Origin of the sequence: Chryseobacterium manosquense (genome assembly GCF_014623485.1) — a bacterium.
GTDB lineage: Bacteria > Bacteroidota > Bacteroidia > Flavobacteriales > Weeksellaceae > Kaistella > Kaistella haifensis.
Window position 1 is genome coordinate 830,490 of record NZ_CP060203.1, and the last position, 22,871, is coordinate 853,360.

A 22,871-nucleotide genomic window follows, 5' to 3' on the forward strand; every position below is an offset into this window, starting at 1 on the left:
GGTTAAAATGATAACATTACCAGTAAGTTAAAAATTTAATATTTATTATTTTACCTTCGGTTCTCGATCCCAATTTCTGTGTTGTTTTAAAGTATTTATAAATTTTTTAACATCACTAGTCAGGATAAATGCTTTATCGTCTTTGCCTGCCTTTGCAAAAAGTGGCGCCTTAGAATAAAACATTTCAGAACCATTACAGCCGCCAATCACTTTGCAATGTTTGATGGCATCATTTGCAAATTCCACCGCATTGGAAATTTCTGATACCGCCTTGAAATTTTGCTCACCGCCCACAATATATACTGCGTCAAAAAGGACAGAAGCTGTATTAAAGTAAGTGTCCTTTACCTCAAATTCCTTTCCTTCGCTATCTTTCACTTTTCCTAATTTTGGAGCAATAGGGCAAGCTTCAGCTCCTTCCTTCTCTAATTCATTATTAAGTTCGGCAAAAGAACCAGCATCAAAACCATCCGTAACAAAAACCGCTATTTTTCTAGATTTTATACTATCTTTTTTAGTATTCGCCATACTTAAAGCGTCCGATTTTTTGGTAGCTGGCTCTTTGATTACTGATGACACATCTGCCGGACTTTGGTCTGCATTGTGTACATGGTTATCTACTGGTACTGCTTCTTTCGGTGCCTCTAAGCCTAATTTCTCTGCCACATACGATGAAAGATCTAAACTGATATTGCTAAGTTGCTGAACGACTCTTTCGCGAATTGCCGGGGATTTTACTTTTGAAAGTTCAAATGAAAATGCGTCTTTTATATGATTTTTTTCGTACGTGGATTGTGAGTTAAAGAACATTTTTGCTTGACTGTAATGGTCCCGGAAACTGTCGCTTCTACCTCGTATGATATGTGCATCAATTTTTTCACCATGAGAAATGAAACCGCCTTCTGTTGCTTTGGCTAAGAAAGGACAGCCACCTGCAACAGAGTTTGGAGTGTAATGCGATTTTTCTTTATAGATTCTATGCTGTGCAAAACCATCCCGAAGGGTATTATGAGCATCGTTTAATGGTCTGTTGATTGGAAGTTGAGTGAAATTAGCTCCGCCTAATCGATGCATTTGTGTATCGTGATAAGAAAAGATTCTTCCCTGCAATAAGGGATCATTACTGAAATCAATCCCAGGAACAATATTTCCCGGAGAGAAAGCGGACTGCTCGTTTTCCGCGAAGAAATTGTCAGGATTTCTATTTAAAGTCATCTTCCCAATAATTTCTACAGGAACTAATTCTTCAGGAATCAATTTGGTGGGGTCTAGAATATCAAAATCAAATTTAAACTCATCTTCTTCAGGAATAATCTGTACGCCAAATTCCCATTCTGGGAAATTGCCTTTTTCAATGTTTTCCCATAAATCTTCACGATGGAAATCTGAATTTTTTCCGGAAATCTTTTGCGCTTCATCCCAACAAACGGAATGTACACCCAAAACCGGCTTCCAGTGGAATTTTACAAAATGCGCTTTCCCTTTTTTATTTACTAATTTGAAAGTATGCACTCCAAAACCTTCCATCATTCTTAAGCTTCTCGGGATCGCTCTGTCGCTCATCGTCCACATGATCATGTGCGAGGCTTCCGGAGATAGAGAAACAAAATCCCAGAAGGTATCGTGAGCGGATGCGGCTTGTGGCATTTCGTTATCAGGTTCCGGTTTTACAGCATGCACAACATCCGGAAATTTCATTGCATCCTGAATGAAAAATACCGGTATATTATTTCCAACGAGGTCGAAATTACCCTGGTTGGTATAAAATTTTACTGCAAATCCTCTTACATCTCGCGCCAAATCTGTCGAACCTTTAAATCCGGCTACAGTGGAAAGCCTCACAAACACTGGGGTTTCTTTTCCAACGCCATTGAGAAAATCGGCGGAAGTGTATTCGCTCATATCTTTTTGAAGGATGAAAACCCCATGCGCCGCCGCAGCTCTCGCGTGCACAACTCTTTCCGGGATTCTTTCCCTGTCGAAATGTGCTAGTTTTTCTCTCAAAAGAAAATCTTCTAAAAGCGAAGGTCCTCTTTCTCCTGCTTTCAAAGAATTGTGAGAATCATGTACAGGAATGCCGTGTTCTGATACGAAAGTTTTTCCGTCGTTCGAGATGAAGTTTTTAGAAAGGTCATCAATTTTTGCGCTGTGATTTGGTTTTTCTTTTTTCATAATATAATATTTATTTGCTTTGATTTTTTTTATCTTTTTCGAGTACCTCACTACAATTGCATGTACTACGCCGTTGCTTTAAAGTAAATAACCAGCAATCCTTTTAATGTTAAAGGAAAATTTAATTTAAAATCCATCTCATACGGGCTATGTTAATCAATTTTAATCAAAACTAATGCTGTGCTCTGAAAAGTCCTATGTAGCCTACTAAAATTCACTCATAATAGAATGGATCATTTCTACATTTTGCTAACAATCCTCAATGTAATCTCCAAAAGATTTTACCGCATAGAATCATATTTTGATTAACCATGAAAGGTGTATCGTTTAACTTTTTAACGGTGGCAAATCATAAGCCATATTTAAATTTTATTGAATTATTTATTTGTAAAATTTTCGTGCGAATAATAAATAGTACAACAGATTGATCATTCTCATCTATTTTAAAACTCATTTGAACTTAATAGTTCATCAATGCGATTGATTTCATTAAGTTTTTTTCCATTGTTTAAGATCGAAATTCAATATACAACAATTTCCAATCCTTCATTTTTACAAGGAAACAAGATTAGTTTGATAGTCAAGTTGGTATAAAAAAGAAAAGCATTTTTTTTGTCTCTAAAAATTAATTTTAAAATCATAATTTAAAACTTTTAAATTTTATTTAAAGTTAATAATAAAGTTGTATGAAAATTAATTTATTTGACAGAAAGTTTACATATTATTAAATATGATTATTGCATGCATTTTCCTAGCATAGAAAATTGTGCTATAGAGTGTTCGCTTTATGGAACAGTAGAGTAGAAGACGAAATTTTTTGTAGCTATTGCGAAAATTGCTAAATCCATTACCTCAAACCTTCTAAGGATAAGGGTATTTTATAACGTATATGCGTAAACAAAATGCTTCCAACAATTACCGTTGCACCAATTTGCACTCCGTTCGACAATTAAGTATCTTTGCCAACGAAAATGATGCACGATCATTCAAGTTTTCATGCGCTGTTGAAATGCCGTATCTAAATGAGAAAGCTACAGATACTTCTTTTTCAGATGATTTTAAATGATTTATCGGACCTGCGCAAAATGATCAACAATCAGCCAATATTTCCATACCATGAATAAAGAAAAACAAATTTCAGGGCTTTGCCAACTTAGTGCATTTCTGTTGAATTTTTTAGATAGAACCCCTGAAAATTATAATGAAAATGATGAAGAATTGTTGTTATTGTTAAGAAAATCAGAAATTGAAAATTCATGGTTTACCTTGGAAAATCAAAAATTTGCTTTAAGACAATGGGCGAATTTATTAACTGAAGAAAAATTAAATCAATGGCTTTCCAATTATAAAACGCCGGTCCATTCTAAAAAGGTAGGATTAATTCTTGCCGGAAATCTCCCTATGGTCGGATTTCATGATGTGATTTCGGTAGTTTTGAGCAATCATATTCCAATGATCAAATTATCTTCCAAAGACCGACAATTACTGCCTTTTCTACTGCGAAAATGGAATGAATTCTCTGAAGGAACGGTTCCATTTCAGTTGGTTGAAAAACTTGAGGATTTCGATGCGGTAATTGCTACCGGAAGCAACAATACAGCGAGATATCTTGAATATTATTTTAAAAATCACTTGAGCATTATCCGCAAAAACAGAACTTCGATTGCGGTTCTGAAAGGCGACGAAACCGAAGCGGAATTGCAGCTTTTAGCTGAAGATATCTTCAGGTATTATGGTTTGGGATGCAGAAATGTGACTCGACTTTTTATCCCTGAAGAGATGAAAGTTGATATTCTTTTTGAGAATTTTTTAAATTTCAAAGAGGTTATCAACCACCATAAATACGCTAATAACTACGAATACAACCGGGCGGTTTACCTGCTTAATCAAGTAAAATTCTGGGATAATAATTTCGTGATGCTGAAGGAAGACAGCGATTTGTTTTCCCCGCTATCGGTGATTAATTTTTCAAGATATTCCTCGATCGAAGAAGTAGAGCAATTTATTCGTGAAAATGAGGAAAATATTCAAGCGGTCGTTGCAAAACCGGAATTAGGATTGGATTCAATTGCTCTAGGAGAAGCGCAAAATCCTGGATTGGAAGTGTATGCGGACAATGTCGATACCATGAGGTTTTTAGAGGTTATTTAAAGTAAAATTCAATGGAAAACATCATTATTAAGAATGAATTTCTGAAAGCAGAAATCAGCCCAAAAGGAGCGGAATTGGTCTCGGTTTATAAAGGTCAAGAAAATTTTCTCTGGGAAATCAATCGTGATTTTTGGGACAAAACTTCTCCGGTTTTGTTTCCGATTATTGGTGGTTTGAAAGATAATTCTTATGAATTTGACGGCCAAAAATATTCATTGCCACGACATGGTTTTGCCCGAGAATGTGAATTTGAAATCACAGAAAAAACGGAGGATTCTGCAATTTTTACCTTGAAATATTCTAAGGAAACTCTCGAGGTTTATCCATTCGAATTCACTTTAAGTATAAAATATTATATCCTTGAAAGTAAATTATTTATTCAATATATCGTAACCAATACTTCAAGCATCAATATGTATTATTCAATTGGTGCGCATCCAGCTTTTTCGATTGTTGGAAGTTTCGTGGATTATAGTTTGGAATTTGATCGAGCAGATAATTTAACTACTTATAAATTATCGAACAATTTATTTTCCGGCGACACGAATGAAATTGTTTTGGAGGACAATGTTCTTCCGTTGAATTATTCGTTATTCGAGCAAGATGCAATCGTTTTAAAAAACGCTACCACTTCTCATTTAACTCTGCTTAAAAATAAGGTTCCAAAATTTAAAGTGAGTTTTCCTGATTTTCCATTTCTAGGAATTTGGACCAAGAAAAAAGCCCCTTTTATCTGCATCGAACCATGGCTTGGACTCGCAGATATTCATCACACATCTGGTAAACTCGAAGAAAAGGAAGGGATTCTTTCTTTGGCTCCAGGATCCACTCAATCGCATCAGTGGAATGTAGAATTTTATTAATTGAAATTTATTTCTGTTTTGGATTCAGCAAGGTGGCAAACACCATTACTTCGTCTCCGAACTGGTCTTCGATTCTTTCGGTGATATTTTTCAGCTCAATATCAATGAATTCTTGGCGTTTCTCCGTGTTATCAAACATTAGTAAAAGATTGGTGTTTTTACCCTCGTTAATCATGTCGCTTTCTACATCGGAAAGGATGTAATTTTCCACATCCATCAGGTTTTCGATCATTTCGAAGAGCGTGTTTTCCGTGTAGCGATCCCATGATGAACTGATGTTGCTGGTAGAATGAAATGTAAGACTTAAAACGCTCATTTTTTTTAACTTTTTTTAAGATTTATTGTCGATAATTCTAGCACAAAAATCGGTAAAATTTTCGTAAATTAGCCCGTTCTTAAATGTAGAAAATAAGAATAATTAGGCATTTTTATAAATGTTTGATTTTCAATTCATTAAAATAGATTATGCAAAAAGAAGGAGAAAGGTTAATACCTATCAACATTGTTGATGAAATGAAATCCTCTTATATCGATTATTCGATGTCGGTAATTGTTTCCAGAGCATTACCCGATGTAAGAGATGGCTTAAAGCCCGTTCACAGAAGAGTTTTATATGGTATGTACGGATTGGGGGTATTTTCGAATAGGAAATATTTGAAATCGGCAAGAATCGTGGGGGATGTTTTAGGTAAGTACCATCCACATGGGGATTCCTCGGTATATGATGCAATGGTACGTATGGCACAACCGTGGAGTTTGCGTTATCCACAAGTTGATGGACAGGGGAACTTTGGTTCCATGGATGGGGATCCGCCTGCAGCAATGCGTTACACGGAAGCAAGATTGAAAAAGATTTCCGACGAAATTCTAGCGGATTTGGATAAAGAAACCGTTGATTTCCAAAATAACTTCGACGACTCGCTTACAGAGCCAACCGTAATGCCTACAAAAATCCCAAATCTTTTGGTGAATGGTACTTCGGGTATCGCGGTAGGTATGGCGACCAATATGGCACCTCATAATCTTTCAGAATGTATCGATGCGATTGTTGCCTATATCGATAATAACGAAATCACCATCGACGAGCTGATGAAACACATCATCGCTCCGGATTTCCCAACTGGTGGTATTATTTACGGTTACGATGGGGTTCGCGATGCTTTTCATACCGGAAGAGGGCGTATTATTCTTCGTGCTAAAGTAAACTTCGAAGAGGTTGGCAACAGAAATGCCATTATCATTACGGAAATCCCTTATCAGGTGAATAAAGCCGAAATGATTGCCAGAACAGCAGAACTGGTGAAAGACGATAAAATTCCGGGAATTTATGAAATCCGGGATGAGTCTGACCGAAGTGGTTTAAGAATCGTGTACGAACTGAAGAACGATGCAATCCCGAATGTTGTTCTCAATATGCTATACAAATACACTTCATTGCAAACTTCTTTCAGTGTGAATAATATCGCATTGGTAAAAGGAAGACCTGAGCAGTTGAATTTGAAAGACATCATTCATCATTTCGTTGATCACCGCCACGAAATCATCGTCCGAAGAACCGAATACGAACTTAGAAAAGCCAAAGAAAGAGCGCATATCCTCGAAGGCTTCATGAAGGTCATCGGAACTCAGGATGATTTGGATAAAGCTATTGCCATCATTCGTCACAGTTCGAATCCAGCTGAAGCGAAAGATGGATTAATGAAGGAATTTGATCTTTCCGAAATTCAGGCGCAAGCGGTATTGGATTTAAGATTGGCGAGGTTGACCGGAATGGAGCTCGACAAAATCCGTGCGGAATATGAAGAAATTATGAATTTAATTAGAGATTATGAAGATATCTTATCCAACGAACCTCGACGTTACCAAATTATTAAAACCGAATTATTAGAGGTTAAAGAAAAATACGGCGACGAGAGACGTTCCGAAATCGATTATTCAGGAGGCGAAATGTCGATTGAAGATCTTATTCCGGATGAAAAAGTAGTTCTTACAATTTCTCACGCTGGTTATATCAAAAGAACGTCTCTTTCCGAATATAAAATTCAAAGTAGAGGCGGCGTAGGAAACCGTGCTGCAACAACCAGAGACGAAGATTTCTTAGAATACATCGTGGCGGCGACCAATCACCAATACATGTTGTTCTTTACGGAAAAAGGAAAATGTTTCTGGCTAAGAGTATTTGAAATTCCTGAAGGTTCCAAAACAGCAAAAGGAAGAGCGGTACAAAATTTAATCAACATTGAACCGGATGATAAAATTAAAGCGTATATCCGAACCAATGATTTGAAAGATGTCGATTACATCAACCAAATGAATGTAGTGATGATTACAAAGAATGGTACCATCAAGAAAACTTCTTTGGAAGCGTATTCCAGACCAAGAACCAACGGTGTAAATGCCATTGAAATCCGGGATAATGACCAATTATTAGGAGCAAGATTAACCAATGGAAATTCCGAAATCATGATTGCTACCAAAAACGGAAAATGTATCCGTTTTCCAGAAGAAAAGGCAAGAGCGGTCGGTAGAGGATCGATCGGAGTTCGCGGAATTTCTTTGGAAGACAATGATGAAGTTATTGGAATGATTGTTGTGAACGATGTGCAGAATGAAACCGTTTTGGTAGTTTCCGAAAAAGGTTATGGTAAACGTACCGCAGTGGAAGATTACCGCGTTACCAACCGTGGCGGAAAAGGGGTAATTACCTTAAATATTACTGAAAAAACAGGTAATTTGATTGCAATACAAAACGTAACTGATGAAGATGGATTAATGATCATCAATAAATCCGGTGTTGCCATAAGAATGGGAATGAACGAAATCCGCGTGATGGGTAGAAATACACAAGGTGTAAAGATGATTAACCTTAAAAACAATGATTCCATCGCGGCAATTGCCAAAGTGGAAATGGATAAAGATGTAGAAGAAGTCGAAGAAACAGAAAATCCGGAAGCTGAACTTCCAGGTGCTGTAGATTCGGTCCTTCCTGAATTTAAAGATGCTCCTCAAACCGGTGATAACGCGATAAGCAATATGGGCGACGCCGAATATCTGAAGAAAATCGAAGAACAGGAAGCAGAAGAAAATAAAAAAATAGAAAATGAAAATGATTCCGAGGAATCAGAATAGGACCAAACGTTTTTTTTAATTTAAATATCATGAAAAAAATATTTTTAAGCATTGCTCTAGTTTCAGCAACCATAGCATTTGCACAAAAGAAAGAAATCGCAGCAGCTGTGAAAGCAATTGATGCGGGAGATGTTGCTACTGCCAATGCGCAGATCTCAGCAGCTGAATCGGTAATGGCAGGCAAAACCCACTTGTTGGAGCCTTCTGTTCAGGAGCAATATTATTATGCAAAAGGGTTAGCGCTGTTGAAATCTGGCAAAAACGCCGATGGTGCAACTTACCTTGCGAAAATGAGCGACTTGGGTAAAGAAAAAATTTACAGCGGAAAAGATGCTTCTAAAAACAAGGTGTATTTCGTTGGAAAAGCTGCAGCTGACCAATCCGGAATCCAAGGTTTGAAAGAAGAATCCTATACCACTACTTTAACAGGAAAAATTGGGAATACCATCAATCCACTGATCGATGCTGCCAACAAATCAGCAATGGACGCGTATAATGCTAAAAACTACGCTGCCGCTGCACCTAAATTTAAAGAAGTGTACGACTTGTTGAAAGCTGGTGGACAAGATAATAAACAATACCTTTATTATTCAGGATTAAATTATGCTTTGGCTGAAAAAAAACCTGAAGCAATCGCTGTTTACAATGATTTGATCAATTCTGGATACACTGGAGAAAATACTTCTTATGTTGCCAAAAACAAAAAATCAGGTGCGGTAGAATCTTTGGATAAAACGTCTTGGGATTTGTACAAAAAAATGGGTGCAACTTCCGATTATACCGATTTCAAGACCGAAACTACTCCAAGCATCGAGAAAGAATTGTACGAAACCAATGCAGCTTTGTTGATCGAAGCGGGTAGAACGGATGAAGCTTTAGCATTAATCGAAAAAGGATTGAAAAAATTCCCTTCAAGTGCGAAACTTTCTGAACTTCAAGGAACAGCTTACTATAAATCGGGGAAAATGGATGCTTTCGTGGCAAACTTAAAAGCTCAAACCGAGAAAAATCCTACTGATGCTAACAACTGGTACAACCTTGGAGTGCTTCAAAGCAAAGATCCTGCAACAGTGAATGATGCCATCGCTTCTTATAAAAAAGCAGTGGAGTTGAAACCAAATTTCGCACAAGCTTGGCAAAATCTTACTTATGTAACAATGGGCGACGATGCTAAGGCGATTGATGAATACAACGCAGCAAAAAAAGCCGGTAAAACTGAAACAGCCAACAAAATCATCGAAGCTAGAAGAGCTAGATTGGCTACTGCTTTACCATACGCTGAAAAATGGTACGAAAACGATCCGGAAAATATCGATGCGGTGACTTTGTTGAAAGGTCTTTATTTATCCAATAAAAAGGAAGCTAAATTCCAGGAATTTAAAGCAAAAGAAGCTTCAATGAAAGCTGCCGGAAAATAATCCGTAACAGTTTTTTATAACTTTATTATCAAGTGTACTGAACTCAGTTTCAGTGCACTTTTTTTTGTTTTAATAGCTAATGATTTTATGATGGATGCTTTATTTTAGGAAAAATTTAAGTCTTAAAACCATCTTGAATTCTCATTTTCTTCGTAAATTCACGCAAAATTTAACGATTATGAATTCCGTAGAGAAAATATCGGCATTGCGCCAAAAAATGACAGAAAACCACATCGATGCCTTCATCGTATATTCCGCAGATCCGCACATGAGCGAATATTTGCCCAAAGAATGGCAAGAGCGCAGCTGGATTTCCGGATTTACGGGTTCGGCGGGTTTTGTAGTTTTCACCAAGGATAAAGCAGGTTTGTGGACGGATGGTAGATATTTTGTTCAAGCTGCTGCAGAACTTAAAGATTCCGGAATCGAACTGATGAAAATGGGTGAAGAAAACACTCCGGATTATATCGATTGGATGATTTCGCAACTTCCAAATGGCGGAAAAGTCGCTGTAAATGCAGTAGCAACATCACATGCCAACTGGGAAGATCTTCACCAAAAACTATCTCGAAAAAATATAGAACTGCTCGATTTACCTTTGTTAAAAGACGTTTGGACCAACCGTAATACGGACGCTCAGAAAAATCCGGTGTTCGTTCATCCGGTGGAAAGAGCCGGAAAATCTGTTGCCCAAAAACTCTTGGATATCCGTCAGAAAATGGAAGATCTTGATGCTTCTGTTCATGTGATTTCAAGTTTAGATGATGTGGCGTGGACTTTAAACTTAAGAGGAAGCGATGTGCAATCAAATCCTGTATTTTTAGGATATGTTCTGCTCACCAAAAACGAAGCAAAACTCTTTGTAGATTTAGAAAAATTGGATACTGATGCCAGAAAACAAATGGAGGATTCGCAGGTGAAAATGTTGCCTTATGAAGATTTTTATACAGAACTTCAAGCCATCCAAAATGAAAAAATATTGGTTTCTCCGAACAGCAACCAATCGATTTTCGAAGCTTTAAAAGAGAAAAATACTTTGATCATAGCACCTGTTCCTGGAAATTTAATGAAAGCCATTAAAAACGAAACTGAATTACAAGGATTCCGCACAGTGATGCAGCGTGATGGAGTAGCGATGGTAAAATTCCTCTACTGGCTCACTCACCAAGCCGGAAAAGAACCGATGACCGAATATTCAATTGGTGAAAAATTGTATGGTTTCAGAAAAGAAGGTAAGAATTTCGTGGGCGAAAGTTTCGGAAGCATCATTGGATATAAAGAAAATGGAGCGATTATGCACTATTCTGCACCCAAAGAAGGCAGTAAATCTGTGACCAATGATTCCTCAATTTTAGTAGATTCCGGAGGTCAGTATTTGGAAGGAACTACCGACATTACCAGAACTTTGGCTTTAGGAGCGGTTTCAGATGAGTTCAAACGCAATTCAACTTTAGCTTTGAAAGGATTAATTCAACTATCTATGGTGAAATTTCCTAAAGGAACTCGAGGCGTTCAGTTGGATGCTTTCGCGAGACTTGCGCTTTGGAAAGAAGGAAAAGACTATAACCACGGCACCGGACACGGTGTTGGAAGTTTCATGAATGTTCATGAAGGTCCCCAAAATATCCGCAAAGACATGAATTTCCAAGAACTGATTCCGGGAATGGTCGTTTCCAATGAGCCTGGTTTCTACCTCGAAAATCACTACGGAATCCGTCACGAAAACCTAATTGCCGTAAAAGAAGTGGAACAAACCGAATTCGGAACTTTTTATGAATTCGAAACCCTCACCATTTGTCCATTTGACCGCAATGTGATCGATGTTTCTTTACTTACAGAACCGGAAATCAACTGGCTCAATGCTTACCACGATTGGTGTAAAGAGAAATTAGCCGACGATTTGGAAGGTGAAGTGAAAGAATGGTTTTTAGAACTGGTAAAACCTCTTTAAATAGAATTTAAAACCCTTTGAAAGTGCAGCATTTGTTGCACTTTTTTTATTTTTAATGATCATTATTAAAGATAAATTTCATTTAAAATGGAAAGAAATAGGTCGAGAAGTTTTGCTTAAATTTGCAACATGAACAAAGACACCATCTGTGCATTGGCGACTGCCAACGGAATAGGAGCGCTCGGAATCATCCGTCTTTCCGGGGATGACGCGGTAAGTATTGCCCAAAAATCTTTCAAAGGTAAAAACCTCGAAAAACAGAAAAGTCATACCGTACATTACGGCTACATCGTGGATGGCGAAGAAATCATCGATGAAATTATGGTTGCGGTTTTTTTGGCTCCAAAAACGTTCACTACAGAAAATGTGGTGGAAATTTCCTTTCACGGTTCGCCTTTCATTGGGAAAAGAATTCTTGAAGTTTTAATTAAAAACGGAGCGAGAATGGCGAAAGCCGGCGAATTTACCATGCGTGCGTTCATGAATGGAAGAATTGATCTTTCTCAGGCAGAAGCGATTGCAGATATAATTGCCAGCGAAAATGAAGCGTCCAGAAAAGTGGCGATTAATCAGCTGAAAGGTGGAATTACCAATGAAATTTCGATTCTAAGAACCGATTTGCTCAATTTTGTATCGTTAATAGAACTCGAATTGGATTTTGCAGAAGAGGATGTAGAATTTGCTGACAGAACAGCACTTACCGGTCTTTTAAAAAGAATTGAAGACAAATTAAAATCACTTATCGAAAGTTTCCAGTACGGGAATGCGGTGAAAAATGGAGTAGCAGTGGCGATTTTAGGAAAACCCAACGCTGGAAAATCAACGCTGCTAAATGCCCTGCTGAAAGAGGAACGAGCGATTGTAAGCAATATCGCAGGAACTACCCGCGACACTATTGAAGAATTGCTGCACATTAAAGGAAATGCTTTCCGGTTGATTGATACCGCAGGTTTACGGGAAACTACCGATGAAATCGAGAAAATCGGTGTTAAAAAAGCCATTGAAAAAGTGGAGCAGGCGGAAATCCTGATTTACCTCATCGATTCTGCAACCAATGATTTTACCGAAGATCTATTGATGATTAAGCCCTTGCTTCGTGACGATTTAAAACTCATCATTTGCGCGACCAAAATTGATGAAGTGTTACCCGCACAGCATGAAAAAATGGAAGCTTTGCTAAGACAAGAAATCGCACAGGAATTTGATTTTATCAAAATATCAGCACTTGAAAACCAAAACCTTCAGGATCTGAAAAACGAGCTTTCTTCCTATGTTGAAGAGCTTAAAACACAGGAAAACAATGTCGTAATCACCAACCAGCGACACTTTCAGGCATTACAAAATTCCCTGGAATCCGTTCAGAAAGTAGAAGAGGCGGTACACACCAAAATCTCCACCGAACTCTTGGCCTACGAACTTCGCCACGCCCTGGAATACCTCGGCGAAATTTCCGGAGAATTCACGAATGATGAAGTATTGGGAAATATTTTTTCTAAGTTTTGTATCGGAAAGTAATCTATCAAAACTTTTGCATAAAAATATTTCTTTTAAAATTTACTTTATATTAGTTATTTTTATTGAAGGCTTTTCTTAAATTCAAATTATATGCTTTTACATATATCTGTTATTTAATACAAATTATTGTATTTATTTGCATATAATTTTATACATTTGCTTTATATTCGTTGTAAAAGCATATAGTTATGTATCCTAATCTTTCAAATTTTGTAAAGCAAAAGCGTAAAGAAGCTCGTTTAACCCAAGAAGAATTTGCTGAACGCGCAGGTGTTGCACTTACTGTTGTTCGAAAAATAGAACAGGGAAAAGAAAATTTGAGTCTGGCAAAAGTGAATCAGGTTCTTTTGATGTTTGGTAGTAAATTAAACCCTATGAACACTAAAGAAGTAGAAGAATGAGACAGGGAAGGGTTTTTTATAATTCCATTTTTGCGGGGATTATTACCGAAACAGGCGATGGTGAATATACATTTTCCTACGATTCTACTTATATTCAAAAATATCCCAATCAGTTGATTACATTTTCAATGCCTGTTTCTAGTAAAGTCTATAAAGAAAAAAGATTATTCCCATTCTTTGAAGGATTAATTCCCGAAGGATGGCTTTTAGATATTGCTTCCGATAACTGGAAAATTAATAAGAATGATCGCATGGGATTATTATTAGCTTGTTGTAAGAATTGTATTGGATCAGTAAGCGTTGAACCAACTGAATTATCTGAAAATGAGTAAATGTCTGTTTTGTTATCAAGCTTTGAAAGACGATGAAATTGATTTTCATTCAAAATGCAGTAAAAAAATCTTTGATACTGTGGAAGCTCCATTGCTTAATTATACTTTAGACGAGATGGAAACTTTAGCAAAGGAGATTATCGAAACTTCCATTTCAGTTCCTGGTGTTCAACCTAAATTATCTTTAGGTTTTATAAAAGAAAAGTTAGCAGATGGAACAAAAGGAAGATTAACGGTATTAGAAACTTTAGGAGGTCAATTTATTTTGAAACCTCAAAATAAAACGTTTCCCGAAATGCCAGAAAATGAACACCTAACAATGAAGTTAGCAGAATTGCTAAGAATACAGACCGTTGTATCTTCATTAATACGATTAAAATCGGGAGAGCTTTCTTACATCACCAAAAGAATAGACAGAACAACAAAAGGTGAAAAAATTCACATGTTGGATATGTTTCAAATTACTGAAGCATTTGATAAATATAGAAGTTCTGTTGAAAAGGTAGGGAAAGCGGTTATTGACCATTCGTCCAATACCTTACTTGATGTTTTAAGACTTTATGAGGTCATTATTTTTAGTTATATTATAGGGAATAATGATATGCATCTTAAGAATTTTTCATTGATTTTAAAGGATGAAAAATGGGCGCTTGCTCCTGCTTATGATTTATTGAATGTTCAACTGCATTTACCGGAGGATAAAGAAGAAACCGCTTTAACAATCGGAGGTAAAAAAAGTCGCTTAACAAAATCTGATTTTGTTATTTTGGGAACTAAACTTGGGCTATCGGAAAAACAAATTGAAAACGTATTCAAAAGATTTCTCAAAGCTGAGAAGAAAATGCTATTATTGATTGAGCAATCATTTTTGAGCGATGCCAAAAAAATTAACTATAAAGATTTATTCATTGAAAGAATTAAGTTGTTTAGTGGTCTAAACTAGGACATTGTCATAAATTTATTCAAAATAGTGTATCTGAGTTTGTGCCGTTGCAGTTTTACGAATATTGAATCATCTGTTTAAAAAATAAAATATTGAAAACCACGGAAAACATAGTGAACGATCAGGAATCAGAACTTCAGACGATAACGGTTTATACGGAAAAAGAGGTTTATGAACATATTCCTGTGGGGCATCCCTATCGACCGAAAAAATCAGCTATTCTATTTCTTAAAAAAGGAAAAATTATACTGAAAGAACAGATCAGTGTGGTAGAAATCCATGAAAATTCGGTGGTGCTTATCAATATGAAATCGGTTTATGAGCTATTGGAAATCAGCAAGGATATAGAAATCCGCTCTATTGCCTACAATCGGTCGTTTATCGAAAAAGTATCACTGAAATTAAACAGACTCAATTTATACAACAACCTTAAAAAACAACTGAGCAGAAATTTCCCTCTTAAACCGGAAGAGTTTTCCATTTTGTGGGATAACACAGGACTTCTGAGCCAAACCCTCAAATCCCAAGATAAAATAGAGTTTTCTCAGGAAATTGGGGTGAATTATTTGTCGATCATCATCTATTTTTTAATGAGTTTTGCCCCTTTTAGCGGTTACGAGCAACAGGGCAAGATGAGCCGTTCGCAACAGATTGTTTATGATTTTATTATGCTGGTTTCGGAGCACTATCTTACCCATAAATCCGTACAGTTTTATGCTCAAAAGTTGGGCATATCAATGAGGCATCTAAGCAGTGTTCTGAAACAGGAAAACGGAAAAACAGCCAACGAAATCATTTCTGAGTTTATTCTCAATGAGGCAAAAGCGCAATTATCCGGAACCTCAAAATCCATTAATACAATAGCTGATAATTTACAGATCAGCGACTCTTATTCCTTCTCTCATTTCTTTAAAAAACATCAAAAAATTAGCCCAATACAGTATAGAAAGCAATTTTTGTGATAAAATATCGTTTTTGAACATCTTTTACTGAAATTCAATCATTTGTTTGAATTTTGAACTGCCGTAATTTTGTCCCATAAAATCAATGGAACAAATGAAAAGTTCAAAGAGCATTCAGTTTTTAACGGTATTTTCTATTTTTCTCTCGTGCGGGTCCGTATTTGGCCAGGCTCAGAAAGAATTAAATATCTCTCAGGCAATCAATCTTGCACTAGAAAATCATCAGCAATTAAAGATTTCTTCTGTAAGCAAAGAAATTGCAGAACAACAGACCAGGGTGGCAAAACTGCAGCAGCTGCCCAATGCCGCCGCTTCCGCCACTGCGGGGTACATCGGTGATGTGCTTATTCTGGACAAAGACTTCACAAAGGTGACCACCAAAGATATGCCGCATTTTGGAAATTCTTATGCTGTGCAGGCATCACAATTACTTTATAAAGGCGGACTCGTAAAAAAATCAATAGAACTGATGGGAATCCGCGAGCAGCTTGCGGAACTGGATGAGGTGAAGGACCAACAGTCCATCAAATTCCTTGTCATCTCAAACTATCTGGATCTTTGCAAATTGATTAATCAGGAAAAAGTTTATCAGAACAACAGAAAACTGGCCCAGATTCGCCTGGAGAATGTAAGAAAGTATTACAAGCAAGGAATGATTACCCGAAATGAGGTCATTCGTGGTGAACTGGCTCTGCAGAATATAGATCAGGCAATCCTTGTGGTAAAAAACAATATTGCCATTCTAGATTATAATCTTTCCATTGCATTGGGACTTCCTGATGATACCTCCATCATCCCCACAGAAAGCATTACGGAAAAATTACTGGAAGGGGACAAAAATTATTATTTTGATCTTGCTTACCAGAGCCATCCCCAGCTAACTTCCATGAAGAAGAATGTAGAGCTGGCCGATAAAAACATAGAGATCATCAATACCGATAAATACCCTGCACTTTCAGCAATCGGTGGCTACAATATGCAGCGACCGATAACCAACGTGAGCCCGGTTTTGGATATGTATTCCAATTCGTGGCAAGTAGGTCTTTCATTAAATTATAATATAGACAATCTCTACAAAACCAAAGAAAAATTAAAACTCGGCAATTTGCAAAAAACGCAGTTGATAGAGACCACGGTTTTAATGAAACAAAACATTCAAATGGGGGTAAATGCTGCCTATGTCAAATATCAGGAAGCTGTACAAAATGCCAATATCTTGATGGAAAGCCAACGCCTTGCCCAGGAAAACTATAGGATCGTGGAGGCTAAATATTTGAATCAACTGGCCATTCAGGCTGAAATGACCGATGCCACCAATGCCAAGCTGGAAGCAGAACTGCAATATGCCAATGCAGAGATCAATGTCTTATACCAATATTATAATCTCATAAAAACAACAGGAACTCTATAACATGGAAAATACAGAAAATAAAGAAATGCCGAAAGATAAAAAAGCAAAAGATTCCGGAATCGAAATCAATCCAAAACAAGCGGTCACTAAAAAAGGGATAAAAAAGGCCGTTATCGTCAATGTATTAACATTTGTGGTGATCGCCCTTTGTTTTTACTGGCTGATTGCCAAATATTTTCATATTGGCGACAAGGACTATACGGAATCTGCACAGGTAGAGGAATTTATCAATCCCATCAATACCAGAGTGTCTGCCTACATCAAAGAAATCAAATTTATAGAGCACCAACAGGTAAAAAAAGGGGACACGCTGGTTATTTTGGACAACAGGGAAATCCTTACCCAAGTAGGGCAGGCCGAGGCAGCATATATGGCAGCAGCCGCTTCAAGAAATATGACATCGTCTTCCGTGAATACCGTTTCCAATAACGTAGCGGTGATGAATGCCAATATTGAAGGAGCAAAAGCAAGGCTGTGGAATGTGGAGCAAAATTTAAGACGTTATAAAAATCTACTGCAAGCAGAGGCCGTTACCCAGCAGCAATATGATCAGGTAAAAACGGAATATGACGCGACAAAAGCAGCTTATGAATCCTTATTAGGACAGAAGAATACCACCAAACTTTCCGTTTCGGAAGTACAGACAAGATTGGGGTTGAATGACGCAGACATCCAACGAACCAAGTCGGCTTTGGACATGGCAAGGCTCAATCTTTCCTATACCGTTATTACCGCACCTTACGATGGGGTGATGGGTAGAAGACTCATCAATGAAGGCCAGCTTCTGCAACCCGGGCAACAGGTAGCGACTATCGTACTGAACGATCAAAAATGGGTAACCGCCAATTTCCTGGAATCCCAGATGCCTAAAATAAAACTAGGCTCAAAAATAAAAATGAAGGCAGACGCCTTGGGCGGACAGGAATTTGAAGGAGTTGTTACAGCTGTTTCAGCAGCAACAGGAGCGAAATATTCTAGCGTTCCTGTTGATAATTCCACCGGAAATTTCGTGAAAGTACAGCAGCGTATTCCTGTAAGAATTGAATTTACCGAAGCCAACAAGAAAGAAAATGTTGAAAAGCTGAAAGCAGGGATGAATATGAACATCCAGCTGAAAGATTAATGTTAAAAAAAAGAAAATACAATGAGCCAATATAATCAGGGATTATTTCACAGCTGGGTTCCCAAGCCCATCATGCTTTTGCTTATAATGGTGATATCCATTGTACTTTTCGGAGTAACGGCGGTTTATACATCCAATATACCCTTTTTGGTTGGTGCAACTGGTGCGCTTACAGAAGATTATATGTGGGCCTATTACGCAGGCGTTATCGGGATGGGATTGGCCATGCCACTGGTGATACGGCTGAAAGCCCGTTTCCGAACCAAAGAAATCATGGTAACTACGCTTACGGGAATGGCATTTTTGTTTGTGGTAATGGGGAATACGGACCAACCGGAAATCATTATTGGAGCCTCTTTTCTGATCAGTTTTTTAAGAATGGTAGGAATGATGGAGGTAATCCTGCCCCTAATGTTTATTTTGAGTGCAGACGGCAACCGCGGAAGGTTTTATGCGGTGTTTTATACAGTAGTTCTTGGGATCACCCAGGTTTCCTCTTATTATGTAGCTTCTTTGTCGATGGAGTACAGCTGGCAGTACGCTTACCTGCTTATTGCTGCAGTTTGCCTTGCAACAGCATTGATATGTGTGGTTTTTCAGCATAATCAGCGGTTTATGAAAAAAGTACCGTTACATTACATCGATTGGCTTGGTATGCTGCTCTTTGTCATCAGTTTTATGTTTCTGGGCTATATTTTTTCATTCGGGAAACAACAGGCTTGGTTTGCATCAGACAAAATAAAGTGGGCTACCGTTGCCTTTTCCGTCACCTTTTTATTATTTATTCTGAGAATGCAAATTATAAAAAGACCATTTATATCCCTTAAGGCATTTTCCAAAAGCAATGTACGCCATGGGATGCTGATGCTCCTTTTTCTTGGGATGTATTTAGGAACCACCACGCTCCAGAATATCTTTGCTGTCGGCGTTTTGGGCTATAATCATTTGTCGAATGCTTCGTTAAACCTCATGATATTTCCGGGACTGTTGATCGGCGCGGTGGTTTCTGCAAAGTGGTTCAACCAATCAATGCATATCAGAATGCTGATGTTTACAGGTTTTGCAGCATATTTAATGTACGTTATCGTGATGTACTTTTCTATGGTTCCGGAATTTAACTACGCAAGTTGGCTGCTGCCTATGTTTTTCAAAGGCTACGGAATGGGAGTACTGTTTATCGTGATCTGGTATTATACTTTTGATAAGCTGGGAATGACGGAACTGCTCTCGGCAATCGGCATTATTGTAGTGTGGCGTACCTTTATTACCGTTGGGATATTTTCGGCACTGTTTTCCTGGATGCAGTATCAGCTGCAGCTTCAGAGCCTCGGTAATCTGGCGGTGTATCTGGACGATGTTACCTTGCTCAGTCCCGGTAGCGGAGTTAACCTGAGAAGCATTCAGATTAATGCTGTTCTTGCTGCCAATAAAACGCTTTACGGCTATATTATTTTGGCGGGAATGGGCGTGTTGGTTTACGTGCTGTTCCATCATTTTGGTAAAATAAGATATAGGCTTTTACGAATCCGAATAGACAGGGCCGGCAAACTATGGATGAGTAGAAAAAACAGAAGACGTATGCAAAAAGAATTGGAAACAGGAGAAATCTAGCAAAGCATCAACTTAAATGATAAGATATGAAATATTCAGGTACTGATAATACGGAAAAAAGAATAGAAACCGCGGCAATGCAGTTATTTTTCACCCGCGGAGTTGATGCTGTTTCTATCCGGGACATTGCCAAAGCTGCAGAATGCAACAGCTCAATGATCCACTATTATTTCAGGACAAAAGAGAAATTGCTATACTTCATTGTTGAACGTACTACTGCTGATACCGTCTCCATTGTGGACGAGGAAATTAAACAAAAAAAATCTTCTGAACAGCTCAATGCTTTTATCGATAAGTTTTTTAACTGGGCTCTTTTGAACCGATATGGATTTGATGTATTGTTTATAAATGGCATCTCTGAATATAAAGAATCCCTGTCGGATCTGATAAGGGAAAGAAGGGAGGTGGTATTCTCACAATATAAGAAAATGATAAAGCCATTATTTGCGATAAATGATCAGGAGCTGCTTTTTTCATTTTATACTTTTTTAGGTACGATTAAGATGTACTTGCTTCTCGCCCCGGAAGGGGAAAAGAATCACTTGGAACAAATAAATGGGTTCAGGAAATATTTGCATAAGGTAATGGATAATATACTTGTAATTTAATAGCATAAATATTAATTATTAAATCAAAGTATTATGACAATTAAAAATGTAACAGTCGCAGGTAGCGGCGTTTTAGGCTACCAGATCGCTTTTCAAGCTGCTTTTCACCACTATAAAGTAACCGTTTATGACATCAGTGATGAGGTATTGGAAAAAGCAAAAGCAAAATTCAACTCTCTAAGCGAAGCGCTTAAAAATGAAATGAATGCAACAGATGAGCAGTTGGCATTAACTTTTAATAATTTATACTATTCATCAGACTTAGCAGAAGCGGTAAAAGATGCCGATTTGTTGATAGAATCAGTGCCAGAAAACCCACAGATAAAACAGGAATTTTACGAAAAACTTGCAGCGGTAGCGCCAGAAAAAACCATTTTTGCAACCAATACTTCCACCTTGTTGCCTAGCGCTTTGGCACCATACACGGGACGCCCTAATCAATTTATTGCCCTTCATTTTGCTAATGACATCCGGAAATATAATACTGCAGAGATTATGGGGCATTCAGGCACAGATCAGGCCGTTTTTGATCTGTTGGTTAGCTTTGCCAAATCCATTGGGATGGTTGCTCTGCCTATATACAAAGAACAACCGGCGTATATCCTGAACAGTTTGCTCGTGCCCTTTTTGGATGCAGCATTAGAACTTTGGGGGAAAGGCGTGGCAGATCCACAAATCATTGATAAAACCTGGATGGTGGCTACCGGAGCTCCGCTTGGGCCATTTGGATTTATTGATGTTATAGGAATCAATACCGCTTTTAATATTCGAAAAATGAAAGCTGATGCTACACAAGACCCGGTAAAGATATTAACGGTGAAGAGGCTCAAAGAAGAATTCCTAGATTTGGGTAAGTTGGGTACATCCTCTGGCGAAGGTTTTTATCAATATCCCAATCCGGCGTATAAGGACAAAGATTTTCTAAAATAAAGGAATATTTGCAAATTTTTAAATAGAAAACCATTTTTAAATCCATCAATTTTTCTAAATTTATCGATCTTAGAACAATCTTAAAATTTAAAAACAATGAACAACGTCAATACCGAGAATTACAAATTTGCTATGCCGCTAAGCATCAGGTGGAATGATCTGGATCCGCTTGCCCATGTAAACAATGTGTATTATTTTGAATATTTCCAAATCGGACGCGGCCATTATATGCACGCCGTAAGCCAACAGTGGGACTGGCAGAAATACATGTTTGTGATTGCCCATATAGAATGTGATTATTTAAAGGAACTGTCTTTGTCGGCAACAAATCCTACCATCAAAATGCGGACTTCCTCTTTGGGAAATAAAAGTTTCGAAATCGAATACCTGATAACGAGTACCGCCAAAGATGGCTCAGAAATCCTGCACGCCAAAGGCAAAAGTGTCCAAGTAATGATAGACATCGCATTGAAGAAACCTATTGAACTTCCCGAATGGTTGCGAAAAGATATCACTGCTTACGAGCCTGCACTCGATTAATTCATCAGCAAATGTATTTGAAATGCAGCGAATTTTAAATTAATTCGGAGAAGCCAGTGAAACACCGTTTTTAACTTTCAAAAAGAACTAGGGTCGACGTGCCTTTATCCTGGGCTTTGACTGGGCTTTGCCTGCCTTCATCCTAGGCTTTGAATTTCTTCAAAGATGGCCTTTATTTTTTAAGTAAAAAAGCACAAGTTTCTCCAAATACTCAAACAGATCATCGGGCATTTCGATGATCTGTTTTTTTTGAAGAATTGTTTTAATGGGTTCAAAAAATAGGGATCGTATCAAATCATACGCTCAACAATCCGTCCACCCAATACCATATCAGATATAATGATAGTGTAAGTGGCTTCTACTTCTGAAAAGAAAATAGAATTTTTTTAAACGTTTACCGGAAATGAGATACTGCCTCCTTCCATTTGCTAGGTTTAGGGAGCGAAATCCTTTCAGCAATCTAGCAATTCTGAATGTTTCTTAAGGTGAAAACAGATGCATAAAAATCATGAAAAAAACAGCATCTGAATTGATCTTCTTATGCCTTCGAAATTGTTGATTAGAACAATGTTATCGAGGTTATTAGGAATTTATTTTTTAAGAAAAAACCCTATAACAGATTGTTTTTTTAGAGTGTTTAAATTTAATTAATTAATAATCAGTAATTTAAACATTAATGTTTAACGGGTTTTAGTGGTTTTAGTGGTTTTTTTATATGTTATGCCAAAAAAACTTAGTTGCATTGCAAGGTCTGTGTGAATGTGGAAAACTTTTTCTTCAAAAACGCTGTATTCATCGTGGTTGGCTATGA

General features: G+C 37.5%; 18 protein-coding genes. 16 read left to right on the plus strand and 2 right to left on the minus strand.

The features are described from left to right. Window positions 1-45: 45 nt before the first annotated feature. Entirely contained in the window at window positions 46-2,172 is a 2,127-nt protein-coding gene (locus H0S70_RS03830) for a catalase (protein ID WP_188321763.1), read from the minus strand. A gap of 1,116 nt (window positions 2,173-3,288) precedes the next feature. Here H0S70_RS03830 and H0S70_RS03835 point away from each other — a divergent pair. Both H0S70_RS03835 and H0S70_RS03840 read left to right on the plus strand, forming a co-directional pair. Beyond that, a complete protein-coding gene (locus tag H0S70_RS03835; RefSeq protein WP_188321764.1) occupies window positions 3,289-4,323 on the plus strand; it encodes an acyl-CoA reductase in 1,035 nt (344 codons plus the stop codon). Between the two features lie 11 nt (window positions 4,324-4,334). Next, window positions 4,335-5,186 carry an aldose 1-epimerase family protein gene (locus H0S70_RS03840; protein ID WP_188321765.1) on the plus strand — a complete coding sequence of 284 codons (852 nt, stop codon included), beginning with the start codon at window positions 4,335-4,337 and terminating at the stop codon, window positions 5,184-5,186. A 7-nt stretch (window positions 5,187-5,193) separates the two neighbouring features. On the opposite strand, the gene H0S70_RS03845 is transcribed toward H0S70_RS03840, so the two are convergent. Then, window positions 5,194-5,502 (minus strand): DUF4286 family protein, encoded by a 309-nt coding sequence (locus H0S70_RS03845; protein ID WP_031503294.1) that lies wholly within the window; start codon window positions 5,500-5,502, stop codon window positions 5,194-5,196. Between the two features lie 149 nt (window positions 5,503-5,651). Between H0S70_RS03845 and gyrA the strand changes: the two genes are divergently transcribed. The 14 genes from gyrA (at window position 5,652) to H0S70_RS03915 (ending at window position 22,060) form a co-directional block, all read left to right on the plus strand. Continuing rightward, window positions 5,652-8,315 carry a DNA gyrase subunit A gene (gene gyrA, locus H0S70_RS03850; protein ID WP_188321766.1) on the plus strand — a complete coding sequence of 888 codons (2,664 nt, stop codon included), beginning with the start codon at window positions 5,652-5,654 and terminating at the stop codon, window positions 8,313-8,315. 29 nt (window positions 8,316-8,344) lie between these two features. Beyond that, the gene (locus tag H0S70_RS03855) at window positions 8,345-9,733 is read left to right on the plus strand and encodes a tetratricopeptide repeat protein (RefSeq protein ID WP_188321767.1); all 1,389 of its coding nucleotides are present in this window, start codon (window positions 8,345-8,347) and stop codon (window positions 9,731-9,733) included. A 178-nt stretch (window positions 9,734-9,911) separates the two neighbouring features. Next, a complete protein-coding gene (locus H0S70_RS03860; RefSeq protein ID WP_188321768.1) occupies window positions 9,912-11,684 on the plus strand; it encodes an aminopeptidase P family protein in 1,773 nt (590 codons plus the stop codon). 129 nt (window positions 11,685-11,813) lie between these two features. Continuing rightward, the gene (mnmE, locus tag H0S70_RS03865; protein WP_188321769.1) at window positions 11,814-13,199 is read left to right on the plus strand and encodes a tRNA uridine-5-carboxymethylaminomethyl(34) synthesis GTPase MnmE; all 1,386 of its coding nucleotides are present in this window, start codon (window positions 11,814-11,816) and stop codon (window positions 13,197-13,199) included. 188 nt (window positions 13,200-13,387) lie between these two features. Beyond that, a complete protein-coding gene (locus tag H0S70_RS03870; RefSeq protein ID WP_123247598.1) occupies window positions 13,388-13,600 on the plus strand; it encodes a helix-turn-helix domain-containing protein in 213 nt (70 codons plus the stop codon). Continuing rightward, entirely contained in the window at window positions 13,597-13,932 is a 336-nt protein-coding gene (locus H0S70_RS03875; protein WP_123247599.1) for a HipA N-terminal domain-containing protein, read from the plus strand. Before H0S70_RS03870 ends, H0S70_RS03875 begins: the two co-directional genes overlap by 4 nt. 22 nt (window positions 13,933-13,954) lie before the next feature. Then, window positions 13,955-14,875: a HipA domain-containing protein gene (locus tag H0S70_RS03880; RefSeq protein ID WP_228453782.1), complete on the plus strand. Its 921-nt coding sequence runs from the start codon at window positions 13,955-13,957 to the stop codon at window positions 14,873-14,875. 92 nt (window positions 14,876-14,967) lie between these two features. Further along, entirely contained in the window at window positions 14,968-15,837 is an 870-nt protein-coding gene (locus H0S70_RS03885) for a helix-turn-helix domain-containing protein (RefSeq protein WP_228453783.1), read from the plus strand. Between the two features lie 94 nt (window positions 15,838-15,931). Beyond that, the gene (locus H0S70_RS03890; protein ID WP_123904807.1) at window positions 15,932-17,248 is read left to right on the plus strand and encodes a TolC family protein; all 1,317 of its coding nucleotides are present in this window, start codon (window positions 15,932-15,934) and stop codon (window positions 17,246-17,248) included. A gap of 1 nt (window position 17,249) precedes the next feature. Next, entirely contained in the window at window positions 17,250-18,371 is a 1,122-nt protein-coding gene (locus H0S70_RS03895) for an HlyD family secretion protein (RefSeq protein ID WP_123247601.1), read from the plus strand. Between the two features lie 21 nt (window positions 18,372-18,392). After that, the gene (locus H0S70_RS03900) at window positions 18,393-19,982 is read left to right on the plus strand and encodes an MFS transporter (RefSeq protein ID WP_188321771.1); all 1,590 of its coding nucleotides are present in this window, start codon (window positions 18,393-18,395) and stop codon (window positions 19,980-19,982) included. Window positions 19,983-20,008: 26 nt separating this feature from the next. Next, the gene (locus H0S70_RS03905) at window positions 20,009-20,590 is read left to right on the plus strand and encodes a TetR/AcrR family transcriptional regulator (protein WP_123247603.1); all 582 of its coding nucleotides are present in this window, start codon (window positions 20,009-20,011) and stop codon (window positions 20,588-20,590) included. Window positions 20,591-20,623: 33 nt separating this feature from the next. Next, window positions 20,624-21,520, plus strand: coding sequence for a 3-hydroxyacyl-CoA dehydrogenase (locus H0S70_RS03910; RefSeq protein ID WP_188321772.1), 897 nt, complete (start codon window positions 20,624-20,626; stop codon window positions 21,518-21,520). 96 nt (window positions 21,521-21,616) lie between these two features. Further along, window positions 21,617-22,060 carry an acyl-CoA thioesterase gene (locus H0S70_RS03915; RefSeq protein WP_228406645.1) on the plus strand — a complete coding sequence of 148 codons (444 nt, stop codon included), beginning with the start codon at window positions 21,617-21,619 and terminating at the stop codon, window positions 22,058-22,060. Window positions 22,061-22,871: the final 811 nt, after the last annotated feature.